Here is a 13,841-nt window from a genome sequence, read left to right as displayed (position 1 = left end):
TTTTTCACTCACCGTGTCGCAGTCTTTTAATTTTTTCAAGCTCTAAAACATCAACCTGGTCTTTAGGGCGATTCACAGCTTTTTTATTGATTATTAATTGATTTATATGAAGGAAAGGGACAATTATGCCATCCAGGTCGGCAACGGATGCTAAATTGAGGCATTCATTAAAGCTAAAGTTTTCCAGTCCCTTCATGTCAGTCATAATGTCCAATTCTATCGTTTGCCCTATATAAAAGCTTGTCCATCCGGCTACAAATCGCATTGTTTCAACTGTTGGGAAATCACCGTAACCTAATTCAACAAAACTTTTGCGCAAATTTTTCCGGTTGGTGGCTGTATCCTCAAGCCACAGATCTATATCATCGGTATTGCGGTTAAAGCCATGAAAACGGGTTGCAAAGCCACCTACCATTATATATCTTACATCGTTATAGTTAAGAGTGCGCCAAAAATTCAGCAACTCATCATCCAAAATATCCATAAATTACTTATGACGGATAACAGCTTTTTTTAATATCAAATTTGTACGGAGCATTTTAGTGAAAAGCTGTAATTTTTCCATATCGGGTCGGTTCATATCTCTCCTTAACCTTTCAGTTTCATTAACAGATATCAGATCATCAGGTTCCTGTAAACCTTTTTTTTCGTTTTTCATGAATACTAATATACATATATAAAGTGCCATAGTTCAATAATTACCATGAATGCGGGTAGCGGTTTGGTGCATTGATCTGCTTTTGTGCATCTTACACTATTGTCACACATTCATCCTCTATTAAAGCCTCGCCCCGATAACGCCTGATGAGTTGCGCGGTTGCTACTACATCTTTTTGGCAGTAGGTGCAAATGCGTTCTAAAGCATTTTCAACCCAGTAAACATAGCCAACCTGGCTGCCATCGATATCATCCTTAGGGGTGGGGATGTTAAATATAGCGGTAAGCAGGCTTAACGAGGTATAGTTCTTATAATCGCCGAACTTCCATAGCTCCATAGTATCCAGGTGGGGAATTTCCCATGGCTTTCTGCCCTGTATCTGTAAATGCGGCGGAAAAGTTACACCATTGATCAACATGCGGCGGCAAATGTAAGGAAGGTCGAACTCCTTGCCGTTATGCGCGCAAAGGATCAGGCTCAAGGGCTGGCTGCACAGCATCTTGCTAAAATCTGCCAGCAGTTCCCTTTCATCGTGCCCCGCAAATGATTTTACCCGCAGGCCCGGGCGGTTGCCGCCGCTGTTGGTAAATATCCCCACTGATATACAAACGATCTTGCCAAACTCGGCCCAGATACCCGCGCGGTCGTAAAATTCTTTCGGTGTGTCGTCTTTGCGCTGGTATTGTGTTTTATGCGCCCAATGCTCCTGCAACGCATCAGGCATATCGTCGTAATTACTGTATTGAGGTACGGTCTCAATATCCAGTACCATCAGGTTGCTCAGGTCGTATTGTTCAAGCATGGTACTAAGTTATTTATTCTTATCCAGCACCTCAAAATTTATTTGCAGAGTGTTGCCACCGGCATCAACCAGCGTCAGTTTATGTTTCCCGGGCGATGGGTTTAGCGCCATTTGGTGATAGGTGCCGCTTTCGCCAATGTATTTGTCATCCAGGTGCCAGTAGATCTTCGTACCACTTTGCCTGTGTGCGGCATTACAGATCAGCCTGCCGCGCTTGCCGTCGGCTTCCAGCGGTACGTAAACTTTGGCGCCATCTTTTGGATAGATGAGCTCCATCGGGTTGGTTTCGGCCTGTTCGCAGCCCGGCGCAAATGGCGGCAGCGCGTGGTACTGGTAATTCTTGGTTTTGTAATAATACTCCATTGATGGGGGCAGCACAAACCAGCTTTTGTTAATGATATCATCTGGCAGAGTGCAATTGCCCGTTACCTGGTACTTTTGGTCAACAGAAAGGTGCACCAGCCGGTGCCACGGACAAACAGGTGCCTTTAGCCCACTTTTGGGTACCCGTTGCTCAATTACATCATTACAGTATTGCCCGGCGCGGTACCCGCTTTCGCGACATACGTTTATCTTAACCATTTCGCCGGTTGGCTCTTCAAACCAATCGCGTGCTGCAGGCAGAAGCCTAAAGATGTCGAACAATACAGGCGCGGCGGTATGTATGCCGGTTAAGCCCGGCCTGCCTTCGCCGTCGGTATTGCCTACCCAAACGCCCACCACATATTTGGGCGTAATGCCAATGGCCCATCCATCCCTGAAACCAAAACTGGTACCCGTTTTCCACGCGATGCGTTGGGTAGAACTGAACTGCTGCCAAAGCATTTCTTCCCCGGGACGCATTACATCTTCCATGGCCTGCAGGGTATAGTAAATAGAGGCTGCATCAAGCAATCCGCTTTTCTCAAACACCGGTTTCTGGCGGGGCGATAACGAATATACCGGGGCGTGGTAATCAGCCGGATCATACTTGCCGCCATTGTTATTGTAATGGTTAAGTACCCTAGCCATATCGGCGTAAGCGCCTGTAAGTTCCCAAAGGGTATTTTCGCCGCCACCCAATATCAGCGAGAGGCCGTAATGATCGGCAGGTTGGTTTAAAGTGGTAAAGCCTATTTTTTTTAGCTTATCGTAAAAACGCTCGTACTTATATTGCTGAAGCATTTTAACCGCCGGGATATTCAACGATCGTGACAGGGCATTTGAGGCAGGCACAGCGCCATCGTACCCCAAATCAAAGTTTTCGGGGTGATAGCCGGCTATTTGCGTAGGTACGTCAGCTATCAGACTGTTGGGCAGTATCAGCCCATCGTGCAGCATACTGGCGTAAAGCAGGGGCTTTAGTGTGCTGCCCGGGCTTCGTGGCGCATTTACCACGTCAACATCGCTTTCCATTTCGGGGTCTTCGCGGTGGGTTATATTGCCAACATACGCCAGGGCGGCGCCGCTTTCTACGTCTAAAACAACTGCTGCAATATTGTTAATATCGTTGGCCTTCAAAACCTGATGATGTTTTTCGACTATATCGCTAACCTGATCTTGCAACGTAGTTTTTAAGGTGGTTTGTAAGCGGGTAAAAGTTTGTCTGTTGTTTTTAAAATCTCCTTTAAAGCGTTGCAGCAGGTGTGGGGCAACCTGCGGCAGCGACACGGGTTTATCGGGTACAGGTTCCAGTTTTGCAAGTACCGTTGTGGTACCGTCTATTACGCCTTGTTTATTCAGTTTTTCCAGCAATAAATTCCGTTTTTTTAATAAAATTTCACGGTTTTTTCCGGGATGCACCAACGATGGCGAGTTGGGCAGCACGGCCAGCGCAGCCATTTCGCCCCACGATAATTTATTGGGTTCGCGGCCAAAGTAGCGCCAGGCCGCGGCATCTAAACCAATAACATTACTGCCAAATGGGGCGTTGCTGGCATACAGGGCCATTATTTGGTTTTTACTGTAGCCCAGTTCCAGCCGCAGCGCCATAAATATTTCGCCTATTTTATTCAATACGGTACGGTTGTGACGGGTGGCGAGGCGTATAACCTGCATAGTGATGGTACTGCCGCCGCTGGTTACCCGTTTGGCCTTAATATTTTGCCTTATGGCCCGGCCAAACGCCAGCGGATCGAAACCCCAGTGGCTTTCAAAACGTTTATCTTCAAAAGCTATGATACATTTTTTAAACTTTTCGGGCACCTCAGCATTATGAGGAAAACGCCATTGTCCGTCGGCCGCGATAGATGCACCCAATAACCTGCCTGCATCGTCATCGATAACAAAAGATGTGGGGTTGCCAAATAAAGGCCTGGGTAAACAAAGAGCAAACCACAACCCTAAAGCAAACAATATAGCCAGTAATATCACTACTTTTGGCTTTTTCAGGTTTTGCTTTATCCAGGATAGCATTAATTTGGCATTTTATAATCCATGATGAAAATAGGTAAATTATCAATAATTATCCCGGCTTTTAACGAGGGCGATACCATACACCTCATTCTGAATAAGATAAAAGCCGTTACGTTGATGGATAATATTCAAAAGGAAATTATAATTATTGACGATTGCTCTACCGATGATACCGAAAAAACCGTTGCTGATTATCAGGCCGCCAACCCCGAACTTGACATTAAATACTTTAGGCACATTAGGAATGGTGGCAAAGGAGCATCGCTGCACACAGGTATTGCACAAGCTACAGGCGAATATCTTATAATCCAGGATGCCGACCTGGAATACGACCCGGCCGAATACAACGACCTGCTAAAACCCGTTTGCAACGGCTTCGCCGATGTGGTTTACGGCTCGCGGTTTATGGGCAGCAATCCGCACCGGATATTGTTTTTTTGGCACACCATTGGCAATCGCTGGCTAACTTTTCTTAGTAATATGATCAGCAACCTTAACCTTACAGATATGGAAACTTGTTATAAGTTGTTTGACACCAAGCTTTTGCAATCCATCAAATTAAAGGAAAAACGCTTTGGATTTGAGCCTGAAGTAACAATGAAAATTGCGCGTATCCCACTTATCCGCATTTACGAAGTAGGGATCTCTTATTATGGCCGCACTTATGAGGACGGTAAAAAAATAGGCTGGAAGGATGGCGTACGCGCGATATATTGTATATTAAAGTATGGCTTGTTTAGCCGATAAGCCATGAGCGTATTCAAATTTAAACAGTTTGATGTTGACCAAACGGGCTGCGCCATGAAGGTGAATACGGACGGCGTACTGCTTGGTGCTTTGGCTGCGGCAAACAATCCGCAAAGCATTTTGGATATTGGCACGGGCACCGGGGCTATTGCGTTAATGCTGGCGCAGCGCTTTGCCGAGGCAAATATTACCGCCATTGAAATTGATGAGCACGCGGCAGAAACCGCTGCACGAAATTTTGAAGATTCAGCTTTTGCAGACAGACTGAATATCATAAAAGGCGATTTTATAGAAGTTGGGCATCCTGAAAAATATGATCTCATCGTATCCAATCCGCCGTTCTTCCTGGATTCGCTTACCTCTGCAAATCAAAAGAAGAACCTGGCGAGGCATACGGATAGCTTATTTTTTGATCGATTGGTGAAGTATGCTGCCGAACATCTAACAGATACAGGCACCTGCCAGTTGATCATACCTTTACCGACAGCTGCTGTTATTATGGACCTGTTGCCAAAATACCAGCTGTACCTGCAAAAAGTTATAGCTGTAAAATCATTTGCTGATAGCGAACCCCACCGGGTTATATTAACTTTTGGCAAAGAGCAGAAGGGAATAACCGAAGAACAATTTGTGATTTATGATGTGCCCAAAGTTTACTCAGTGGAGTACCAGTTGGCCCTTGGAGACTTTTTAACGATATTTTGAGAAATTCTAAATTTAAAGCTCTAAATCCTGAAATTAAAAAGACGAAAACACAAAGGAACATCTAAAATCGTAAATCTAAATTCTAAAATTGTATGGTTCGTATAGGCCTGATATCAGATACCCATGGTTTTTTGGACGACGCCGTTTTTAAGCATTTCGAAAATTGCGACGAGATATGGCATGCCGGTGATTTTGGAAATATTGAGCTGGCCGACAAGTTAGCCGCCTTTAAACCACTAAAAGGAGTATACGGCAATATTGACGGTGCCGATGTACGAAAAGTTTACCCTGAACACCTGCGTTTTATGTGCGAAAAGGTGGATGTTTGGATGACGCACATCGGCGGCTATCCGGACAGGTACGCGCCAAACGTGAAGCGTGAAATATACACTAAGCCTCCTGGTTTATTTATAAGTGGCCACTCGCATATTTTGAAAGTTATTTACGATAAAAAAATAAATTGTTTGCATTTAAACCCCGGAGCAGCCGGTAAACAGGGCTGGCACAAGGTGCGAACTTTGATAAGGTTTTCTATTACTGACGAAAAAATTCATACCTTAGACGTTATTGAACTGCATAAATAATATGTAGTTTTTACACTAAGCCTATGAAAGCAGTAAAAACATTAGGACAATTTATTATAGAAAAACAAGCCGATTTTCCATATGCCAAAGGGGAGCTGTCGCGCCTTTTAAGGGATATAGGCATCGCGGCTAAAATTGTAAACCGGGAGGTGAACAAAGCCGGCCTCGCTGATATTTTGGGCGATAACGGCACTACAAACATACAGGGCGAAGGTCAGAAGAAGCTGGATGTATATGCTAACGAGCAGTTTATCTCGGCGCTGCAATATGGAGGTGAGTGTTGTATGGTGGCATCCGAAGAAAATGACGAATGTATCCATATCGAATCGGAGATCTCGAAGAACGCTAAATACGTGGTGGCTATCGACCCATTGGACGGTTCATCAAATATTGATGTGAACGTTGGTGTGGGTACCATCTTTTCTATATACCGCCGGATATCTACCAACGGCAAGGCCGAATTATCTGACGTTTTGCAGCGCGGTACCGAACAGGTTGCCGCAGGTTATGTAATTTACGGCTCATCAACCATGCTGGTTTATACCACAGGCAAAGGTGTTAATGGCTTTACGCTGGACCCATCTATAGGCGAGTTTTGCTTATCGCACCCCAATATGCGTATCCCGGATGATGGGGTTATTTATTCCATCAATGAAGGTTATTATTCGCATTTTCCGGATGGGGTGAAAAAATACATCAAATATTGCCAGGTAGAAGACGATAAAACCAAACGGCCTTATACATCGCGCTATATAGGCTCGATGGTGGCTGACCTGCATCGTAACATGATCAAAGGGGGTATATTTATTTACCCGTTAACGGCGGCCGCCCCTAATGGTAAACTGCGCCTGGTTTACGAGTGTAACCCTATGGCATTTATTATAGAACAGGCAGGAGGGAAGGCCAGTAACGGCTATAACCGCATACTGGAACTGGATGTAACCGAATTGCACCAGCGATCGGCTATATTTATCGGCTCCAAAAACATGGTTGGTAAGGCCGAAGAAATGATGGCCTGCTTTTCGCCGCAGCTGATAAAACGGAATTTCGAGGGTGAAGTGTGTTTGCAGTAGATAGTTAATAGTTGACAGATCACGGTAACTGAAACGAGTCACTACTAAGAATAGAAATACACCCTAAGTGTTCACGTTCACACCACATGAACACCGTGAACACTATGAACATGTTGATAATCAGTTATTTCAATTTTTGTGTACTGACACGATAGTGCCACCAAAAGTTTAGCGGAAATTTGTAACCATGTACAATTTTTAAGCGTAGGGCAGCTTACAATAAACCCGCTTTAGCCGATTCCATTTCGAAAACAGAGTCTATCAGAAGATCCTTTTGTTTGCCGGCAGCTACCGCAAGCTGGTCGCAGCGCTCATTTTCGGGATGCCCGTTATGGCCGCGTACCCAAACAAATTTAATGTTATGTATTTTGGCAATAGTAAGATATCGCAGCCAAAGGTCCTTGTTCTTCTTATCTTTAAAGCCCTTGGCAACCCAGCCATGTACCCAGCGTTTTTCAATCGCATCGATAACATATTTGGAGTCGGAGTAAATGGTGACGTTTTGGTTAGGCGCTTTGATGGCTTCCAATCCGGTGATAACGGCCAGCAATTCCATACGGTTATTGGTAGTTTTACGATATCCTGCCGAAAGCTCTTTATAGTGCTGTCCCGAACGCAATATTACTCCATAACCGCCCGGCCCCGGGTTTCCGCTTGATGCACCGTCTGTATAAATTTCTATCATAAGCCCTTTAACCCCCTAAAGGGGAACAAAAGTAAAATAAATAGTTATAATCTAAACGTAATATACCGTAGGCGTTTCAAAAAGCTTACCTTCAGGAGCCCGGGTGGCTCACCTTTTTTACCTTCAACCTTAAGGAGTTTCCAATCACAATTACATCCGAGAACGCCATGGCAAGGGCGCCTATTATCGGGTTCAGAAAACCCAGCGCAGCTACGGGTATAGCTATGATATTATAGGCAAAAGCCCAAAACAGGTTTTGTTTGATGGTAAGCAGGGTGTGCCTGCTTATTTGCAGAAAGGTTACTACCGATTGCAGATCGGTGTTAAGCAATATCACCTTAGCCGATTGCATGGCAATTTGGCTGGCATCGTTCATAGATACGCCCACATCTGCCTGGGTAAGGGCAGGGGCATCGTTTATACCGTCGCCTATCATTATGGTTTTGCCCTTTTTGCGGTACATATCAACCACTTTCAGCTTATCATCAGGCAGCATCTCGGCATGTACCTCTTTAATACCCAAGGTTGCCGCAAGTATTGAACAGCGCAACGTTTTATCACCACTTACCAGCACAGGGGTAATACCCGACTTCTTTAATTGGGATATCAAATTTATTGCATTAGGCTTTATGGTATCATCAACGGCTATTTGCGCCATCCGTACCTGGTTGCGGTACAGGGTGAGGTTAAAATGATCGGGGGTTTTATGTTTGGCCGTACCTAAAAAATAGTTATTGCCATCTATATCTTCGGCGCGCATGCCCAGGCCTTTTTCTTCGGTCGCGCTGCGCAATATTATTTTTTGCTGAGGCTGCGCCTGCAAGCCGCTCACCAGCGATTTGGCGATAGGGTGGTTAGAGCGTTCTTCAATGGCGGTTATCACGCCGCGTATCTGTTCCATGGTAAAACCTTCTTCGGGCTTTATTTCGGTGATGCTGAATTTACCGGTAGTTAACGTACCGGTTTTGTCAAACAATACATATTTAGTGTTGGCAACTGCTTCAATCGTATCGCCGCCTTTTATCAGTATCCCATTTTTAGCGGCCCTACCCAAGCCAACCATTACGGCGGTAGGCGTAGCCAAACCCATTGCACACGGGCACGAGATCACCATAACGGCAATAGCATTCATAATAGAATTTTGCACGCCTGCATCTGTTGCAAAGTAAGTGATCAGAAATGTAAGCAGGGCTATTACAATTACCACCGGCACAAATATCGCCGCCACCTTATCGCCCAGCTTTTGAACCGGGGGCTTGGCGGCCTGGGCTTTCTTCATCAGATCGATGATCTGCGAAAGCGTACTGTTTGAACCAACTTTTGTTGCCATTATACGGATATTGCCCTGCTGCACAATAGTGCCTCCAATAACCTTATCATACTTTCCTTTACTTACCGGGATGCTTTCGCCGGTTATCATGGCTTCGTTCACCAGCGCATCGCCCGATAGTATTTCGCCGTCCACGGGCACCTGGTCGCCTTCGTTAACCAAAAGGGTATCGCCGGATAACACCTCTTTGGCGCCAATCACTTCAATGCTGCCGTTAACAACGCGGTTAGCCATTACCTGCTGAAACTTCATCAGGTCCTTTACCGCCGAAGTAGTTTGGTTTACCGACCGCTTTTCAAGCACGTTACCAAGTAATACCAGGGTAATGATGGTTGCGCAGGTTTCGTAAAAAAGGTAATGCCCGCCCAGATTTTGGATACTACCTACCAGACTATATATAAAGGCTGATGTTGAACCGATAAATATCAGTACATCCATATTAGGAACACCGTTTTTTAACGAGCTATAGGCACTTTTACCAAAATGCAGGCAACCCACAATAAAAACGGGCAGGCATAGTATTAATTGTACAATATGGTTATGCAGAAAGTGCCATGGCAAAACCATGTGTAGCAATAAGGGGGCGGTAAATATTGCGCTGAAGATGAATTTATTCTCCACCTTGTCATAAAATGGTGTTGGCTGTGCATTTTCTTCGTCAACAACCTTAAATCCGAGGCCTTCGATATCTTTGATGATCTGGGGCAGAATAGACTGGTCGGGAGTGCTGAATTTCACTTCTTCGGAGGCGAAGCTAACCAACACATTGTGCAAGCCTTTCTTCTCCAATAACTTATGGATACTCATTGCACAGTTGTTGCAATGCATCCCGGTAACATTCAACTCCACTAATTGCTCTGCCATAATTACAAAATTAACCGGTAGGCCGTTTAAACGGGTAAGCTTAGTGTAATTTTAAAAAATGCTTTGCAAATTGGCGTAAGATTTCTATTTTTGCAACCTCCAAACACGGTAGATGTAGCTCAGTTGGTTAGAGCATCGGTTTGTGGTACCGAGGGTCGTGGGTTCGAGCCCCATCATTTACCCGCAACGCCTCTCATGCAAAATGAGGGGCGTTTTTTGTTTATATATCTCTACGGCGTTTAATAATTGTTGGCGCTTTGTCAAAATCTTCGACACTTAAATAATTAACCGCCCGGTCGGCTAACTTTGCCCGCCATCGAAAAGAGACTTTCATGACTACAAACAACGGGTTACCCGCAAATACTGTATCCCACACACAAATTAACGATGGCAACCGTAGGCGGGCAACCTTACTGGCGTTCGCGCTGGTACCGCTATCGGGCTTGGCAACAGACGTTTACATCCCTTCATTCCCGGGTATGGCCAGCGCTTTTCATACCAACTCGGCAGGGATACAATATACCATCATCTGTTTTTTGTTAAGCTATGGCATTTCGCAATTATTTGTTGGCTCTATTGTAGACAGCTTTGGCCGTTATCGTATAAACCTGGCTGCCCTGCTTGTATTTGCCTTAAGCAATGCAGTTATTATATTCACTACCAATATTCACCTGGTGTATTTGATGCGCGTGCTGCAGGGCACAGCAACTGCTTTTATCATAGTAGGCAAAAGGGCTTTTTTTGTTGATGTGTACACGGGCGAAAAGCAACGGCACTACACCAGCATGTTATCTATCATTTGGGCTACGGCGCCTATACTGGCACCTTTTTTTGGCGGCTACATTCAAAAAAGTTTTGGCTGGCAATACAATTTTGTGGTATTGGGGGTGTATGGCCTGGTGATGTTTTTATTGGAGTTCTTTTTTAGTGGCGAATCGATAAAAATAAAACAGCCTTTTCATCTGCGGTCGATATTTAAGGTTTATCGCAACCTTGTATCGTCGGTGGATTTTAGTTTGGGCATAATAATACTGGGTATCTGTTTCGCTATGGTTTTAATATTTACCATGTCGGCGCCTTTTATTGTCGAGCATAAGTTTCACCTGTCGTCGGTTACCACGGGTTATTGCGCGCTGCTTTCGGGCCTGTCGCTGTTTGTTGGTGGTATTGCAGGTAAAACTATCAAAAGCGGCAACTTGTTTACAAGGCTTATGTGGGCAAACTTGTGCCAATTGGTTGTAATAACACTGATGTACATTTTCGCTGCCGAACAAAACGGGCTATTATTGCTGCTGCTGTTTGTAATTCCGACAACCGTTATTGGCGGCTGTATTTACAATATCTTCTTTACCTATTGTTTAACGCGTTTTCCGCTTAATGCCGGGGTAGCAAGCGGGTTAACCAGCGGAGGTGCATACCTGGTAACTTCTGTAACGGTATCGGGCTTGTTAAGCTTCATAACTATTACGGATCAATCGTCGCTGGCCGTAGGGTATATTGTTTTAGGTTTAATAATAACAGGTCTTTTAGTTTTGATCAGGAAAAAACTGGCGTACTAACAGGAAGTCGGCTATGCTTCTTCCTTCCGTAATATCTTCTCCATTTTTTTGCCTTTTGCCAACTCGTCTACCAGTTTATCCAGGTATCTAACCTGCTTTGTTAACGGGTTTTCAATATCTTCTATTCGATATCCGCAAATCAAACCGGTAATGAGGCCTGCGTTTGGATTTAGCGTCGCCATTTGAAAAAATTGATGGAAGGTTACCTTTTTGTCGATCAATTCCTGTAACTTTGTATTATCGAAACCGGTCAGCCAGGTAATGACCTGCTGCAATTCTTCTTCGGTCCGGCCTTTCGCCTCCACCTTTTTTACGTACATTGGATATACTGAAGAAAAGGTCATGTTAGCGATTCTATCGTTGTGTTTATCGGTGGTGTTCATTTTATTTTAGGCGAAGGTTTCAAATACCCAAAGTAAATAAAATATCTTAAAACCGGTGGTTAAATAGGGATATTGGTCAGGCAATAGGGTAGCTGCCCCTTAATCTTTTATCATCGGTAACAATACGCTCTATCATTTGGCTGTGCGACGGGCTATCATCTGAAGCGTTCACATCTATCGCACCATAATTATTTAGGGCGTCAGCGGCTTCCTGGGCTTCGCGGGCCGAAACCGCGTGAACAGTTACGATAGAGCCACGGCGGCCCAGCGATGCAAAATGCTCCGCTTGTTTTTCGTCATCTATCAGGTGGTTGAAAAAGCCACCCACGCGATCATGGTCGTCGGGCTGGTCGCCGTGCGTATGTACATCAACCGTTTCATTTGTAAATCCGTTTCCTAAAAGATATAAGCTTACCTCTTCGGCAAGGTTCGCATCATCAAATATGCCTATTACTGTTATCATGTTACAATAATGAATTACCGGATAAATTGTTTTATAACAGATATATTGCTATTGAACGACAGCCATCTGCGGCACATACCCAGCGGTAAACATGTTTACAAAAGATCGCGGCGTTAATACCGATACCTCACCTGCATCGGGGCAGGGTATAGGCAGGTCATATCCTCCCGGCGACCATAAGTACAGTTGTTTGTTATTTACCAGGTAGGCATTACCTTGCAAAGATACAAACGTACCATTTGGTAATGTGTGCAAGTTGTTGCTATAGGTAATTTTCGACTTGTCGGTAGCTATACGTTCTGCATGGATAATATCATCTATTTGTTTCAGGGGTGTTTTCATATCAAAACCGTATTGCGGGTTCCCTTTGAGCCAATAATTTTTAAAACGCCGATTGTCGGGGTAACGGCATTCGGCGCAGGGGCGGTGGCCGGCCGAGAAGGCGGTGGCTTCGTCAAGAAAAAAAAGTTCCGTCCACCGGTCAGGCTGCATTATCTGGCGGTGGCGGCCTTTAAAGTTAAGTGCGCAGGTGATCCAGGCCTTTAGCTTGTAAGGCCGCACAATTTGCTGCCGCGCATTGTGAATAACGCCACGGTTGCCCAGCCAGGCGCCACGCGCCGGAGTTTTAATGATCGAGCCAAACGGATCAACCCGGTTTTGTAACATGGTTTTTGTTCTTTATACTGCAATATTTCAGGCCGCGCTTTCCTTTAAAGCGGCTTCCCAGCCAATAATGGCATTTTTTCGCGTCGCCCCCCAATGATACTGTCCAATTTCGCCTGTGGACCGGATCACCCGGTGACAGGGTATTAAAAAAGCCACCGGGTTGCTTGCCACTGCCGACCCAACCGCCCTTGAAGCATTTATACTGCCCGATTTAACGGCCAGCGCAGCATAGGTAGTAAGCCCGCCTGCCGGAACTTTAAGTAAGGCCTCCCACACTTTGATCTGGAAATCGGTACCTTTCAGATGTAATTTGATCTCGTCAAGATGCTGCCAGTCCTGATTAAAAATATACAAAGCGTTTTGCTGTGTCATATCAACCAATTGGCTGTACTGCGCATTAGGAAAATTTCTTTTCAAAAGGTTAAAGGCGCTTTCTTCGCCATCATCGGTAAAAGCCATATGGCAGATACCTTTATGGGTCGACGCGACGATAACCTTACCAAATGGCGTATCGGCAAACGAGTAATTGATGTTTAAGGCGGCACCACCGTTCTTATACTCTCCGGGAGTCATACCCTCTACCTTCACAAAAAGATCGTAAAGCCTGCCGGTACCCGATAGGCCGGTGTGGTAAGCGGTATCAAGCAGGTTAGCACCGGTATTTTTTAATATTTGCTTGGCGTGCTCTATACTCAGGTACTGCAGAAACTGTTTCGGGGTTACGCCCGCCCAGTCTTTAAACATGCGCTGAAAATGAAAGGGACTGAGATGAACGTGCCCGGCAACTTCTTCTAAACCGGGTTGTTTTTTATAGTTCTCTTTAAAATAGCTTATGGCCCGGGCTATACGGTTGTAATCTAATTCCTGTTGTGTTTTCATAAAATTCTGACTTTTATACAACAAAATTACCCCGGCAGCCATGGCCCGG

Annotated in this window: 15 protein-coding genes and 1 tRNA gene; 6 read left to right on the top strand and 10 right to left on the bottom strand. The window is 45.0% G+C overall.

Annotation, left to right across the window (positions count from 1 at the left end; all coding sequences use genetic code 11):
- Window positions 1–4: 4 nt before the first annotated feature.
- The 4 genes from HDC91_RS02915 to pbpC all read right to left on the bottom strand — a co-directional run bounded on the left by HDC91_RS02915 (window position 5) and on the right by pbpC (window position 3,854).
- Window positions 5–484, bottom strand: coding sequence for a nucleotidyltransferase (locus HDC91_RS02915; RefSeq protein ID WP_183548299.1), 480 nt, complete (start codon window positions 482–484; stop codon window positions 5–7).
- A 3-nt stretch (window positions 485–487) separates the two neighbouring features.
- Window positions 488–658 carry a hypothetical protein gene (locus tag HDC91_RS02910; RefSeq protein ID WP_183548298.1) on the bottom strand — a complete coding sequence of 57 codons (171 nt, stop codon included), beginning with the start codon at window positions 656–658 and terminating at the stop codon, window positions 488–490.
- Window positions 659–749: 91 nt separating this feature from the next.
- Window positions 750–1,460 (bottom strand): 3'-5' exonuclease, encoded by a 711-nt coding sequence (locus HDC91_RS02905; RefSeq protein ID WP_183548297.1) that lies wholly within the window; start codon window positions 1,458–1,460, stop codon window positions 750–752.
- Between the two features lie 9 nt (window positions 1,461–1,469).
- Window positions 1,470–3,854 (bottom strand): penicillin-binding protein 1C, encoded by a 2,385-nt coding sequence (gene pbpC / locus HDC91_RS02900; RefSeq protein WP_183548296.1) that lies wholly within the window; start codon window positions 3,852–3,854, stop codon window positions 1,470–1,472.
- A gap of 21 nt (window positions 3,855–3,875) precedes the next feature.
- On the opposite strand from pbpC, the gene HDC91_RS02895 reads away from it, so the two are divergent.
- The 4 genes from HDC91_RS02895 (at window position 3,876) to fbp (ending at window position 6,963) form a co-directional block, all read left to right on the top strand.
- Window positions 3,876–4,601, top strand: coding sequence for a glycosyltransferase family 2 protein (locus HDC91_RS02895; RefSeq protein WP_255476644.1), 726 nt, complete (start codon window positions 3,876–3,878; stop codon window positions 4,599–4,601).
- A gap of 3 nt (window positions 4,602–4,604) precedes the next feature.
- On the top strand, window positions 4,605–5,306 hold the full coding sequence (locus HDC91_RS02890; RefSeq protein ID WP_183548295.1) for a tRNA1(Val) (adenine(37)-N6)-methyltransferase: 702 nt from the start codon (window positions 4,605–4,607) through the stop codon (window positions 5,304–5,306).
- A 92-nt stretch (window positions 5,307–5,398) separates the two neighbouring features.
- Complete coding sequence (locus HDC91_RS02885) at window positions 5,399–5,890, top strand: metallophosphoesterase (protein ID WP_183548294.1); 492 nt, start codon at window positions 5,399–5,401, stop codon at window positions 5,888–5,890.
- Window positions 5,891–5,913: 23 nt separating this feature from the next.
- A complete protein-coding gene (gene fbp, locus HDC91_RS02880; protein WP_183548293.1) occupies window positions 5,914–6,963 on the top strand; it encodes a class 1 fructose-bisphosphatase in 1,050 nt (349 codons plus the stop codon).
- Window positions 6,964–7,177: 214 nt separating this feature from the next.
- On the opposite strand, the gene rnhA is transcribed toward fbp, so the two are convergent.
- Both rnhA and HDC91_RS02870 read right to left on the bottom strand, forming a co-directional pair.
- Window positions 7,178–7,648, bottom strand: a complete 471-nt coding sequence (rnhA, locus tag HDC91_RS02875; RefSeq protein WP_183548292.1) for a ribonuclease HI — start codon at window positions 7,646–7,648, stop codon at window positions 7,178–7,180.
- 91 nt (window positions 7,649–7,739) lie between these two features.
- Entirely contained in the window at window positions 7,740–9,842 is a 2,103-nt protein-coding gene (locus HDC91_RS02870; RefSeq protein ID WP_183548290.1) for a cation-translocating P-type ATPase, read from the bottom strand.
- A 108-nt stretch (window positions 9,843–9,950) separates the two neighbouring features.
- Here HDC91_RS02870 and HDC91_RS02865 point away from each other — a divergent pair.
- Together HDC91_RS02865 and HDC91_RS02860 are read left to right on the top strand one after the other, a co-directional pair.
- Window positions 9,951–10,024: transfer RNA gene (locus HDC91_RS02865), tRNA-His, on the top strand.
- 150 nt (window positions 10,025–10,174) lie between these two features.
- Window positions 10,175–11,401, top strand: coding sequence for an MFS transporter (locus HDC91_RS02860; RefSeq protein WP_183548288.1), 1,227 nt, complete (start codon window positions 10,175–10,177; stop codon window positions 11,399–11,401).
- A gap of 11 nt (window positions 11,402–11,412) precedes the next feature.
- On the opposite strand, the gene HDC91_RS02855 is transcribed toward HDC91_RS02860, so the two are convergent.
- From HDC91_RS02855 to HDC91_RS02840, 4 genes are all read right to left on the bottom strand, one after another.
- Window positions 11,413–11,784: a DUF2200 domain-containing protein gene (locus HDC91_RS02855; RefSeq protein WP_183548286.1), complete on the bottom strand. Its 372-nt coding sequence runs from the start codon at window positions 11,782–11,784 to the stop codon at window positions 11,413–11,415.
- A 76-nt stretch (window positions 11,785–11,860) separates the two neighbouring features.
- A complete protein-coding gene (locus tag HDC91_RS02850; protein ID WP_183548284.1) occupies window positions 11,861–12,247 on the bottom strand; it encodes a hypothetical protein in 387 nt (128 codons plus the stop codon).
- 48 nt (window positions 12,248–12,295) lie between these two features.
- Window positions 12,296–12,913 carry a hypothetical protein gene (locus HDC91_RS02845; RefSeq protein WP_183548282.1) on the bottom strand — a complete coding sequence of 206 codons (618 nt, stop codon included), beginning with the start codon at window positions 12,911–12,913 and terminating at the stop codon, window positions 12,296–12,298.
- Between the two features lie 27 nt (window positions 12,914–12,940).
- Window positions 12,941–13,792 (bottom strand): methylated-DNA--[protein]-cysteine S-methyltransferase, encoded by an 852-nt coding sequence (locus HDC91_RS02840; RefSeq protein WP_183548280.1) that lies wholly within the window; start codon window positions 13,790–13,792, stop codon window positions 12,941–12,943.
- Between the last annotated feature and the right edge of the window lie 49 nt (window positions 13,793–13,841).

It is taken from the genome of Mucilaginibacter sp. AK015 (assembly GCF_014200785.1).
In the GTDB taxonomy this organism is placed as follows: Bacteria; Bacteroidota; Bacteroidia; order Sphingobacteriales; family Sphingobacteriaceae; genus Mucilaginibacter.
Note: the sequence above shows the minus strand (reverse complement) of the source record. Positions and strands in the feature narration are given on the sequence as shown.

Coding starts and splice junctions, on each gene's coding strand:
- fbp (WP_183548293.1), top strand. CDS start 5,914: ATGAAAGCAGTAAAAACATTAGGACAATTTATTATAGAAAAACAAGCC.
- HDC91_RS02895 (WP_255476644.1), top strand. CDS start 3,876: ATGATGAAAATAGGTAAATTATCAATAATTATCCCGGCTTTTAACGAG.
- HDC91_RS02915 (WP_183548299.1), bottom strand. CDS start 484: ATGGATATTTTGGATGATGAGTTGCTGAATTTTTGGCGCACTCTTAAC.
- HDC91_RS02855 (WP_183548286.1), bottom strand. CDS start 11,784: ATGAACACCACCGATAAACACAACGATAGAATCGCTAACATGACCTTT.
- HDC91_RS02905 (WP_183548297.1), bottom strand. CDS start 1,460: ATGCTTGAACAATACGACCTGAGCAACCTGATGGTACTGGATATTGAG.
- HDC91_RS02870 (WP_183548290.1), bottom strand. CDS start 9,842: ATGGCAGAGCAATTAGTGGAGTTGAATGTTACCGGGATGCATTGCAAC.
- HDC91_RS02860 (WP_183548288.1), top strand. CDS start 10,175: ATGACTACAAACAACGGGTTACCCGCAAATACTGTATCCCACACACAA.
- HDC91_RS02850 (WP_183548284.1), bottom strand. CDS start 12,247: ATGATAACAGTAATAGGCATATTTGATGATGCGAACCTTGCCGAAGAG.
- pbpC (WP_183548296.1), bottom strand. CDS start 3,854: ATGCTATCCTGGATAAAGCAAAACCTGAAAAAGCCAAAAGTAGTGATA.
- HDC91_RS02845 (WP_183548282.1), bottom strand. CDS start 12,913: ATGTTACAAAACCGGGTTGATCCGTTTGGCTCGATCATTAAAACTCCG.
- HDC91_RS02840 (WP_183548280.1), bottom strand. CDS start 13,792: ATGAAAACACAACAGGAATTAGATTACAACCGTATAGCCCGGGCCATA.
- HDC91_RS02885 (WP_183548294.1), top strand. CDS start 5,399: ATGGTTCGTATAGGCCTGATATCAGATACCCATGGTTTTTTGGACGAC.
- HDC91_RS02890 (WP_183548295.1), top strand. CDS start 4,605: ATGAGCGTATTCAAATTTAAACAGTTTGATGTTGACCAAACGGGCTGC.
- rnhA (WP_183548292.1), bottom strand. CDS start 7,648: ATGATAGAAATTTATACAGACGGTGCATCAAGCGGAAACCCGGGGCCG.
- HDC91_RS02910 (WP_183548298.1), bottom strand. CDS start 658: ATGAAAAACGAAAAAAAAGGTTTACAGGAACCTGATGATCTGATATCT.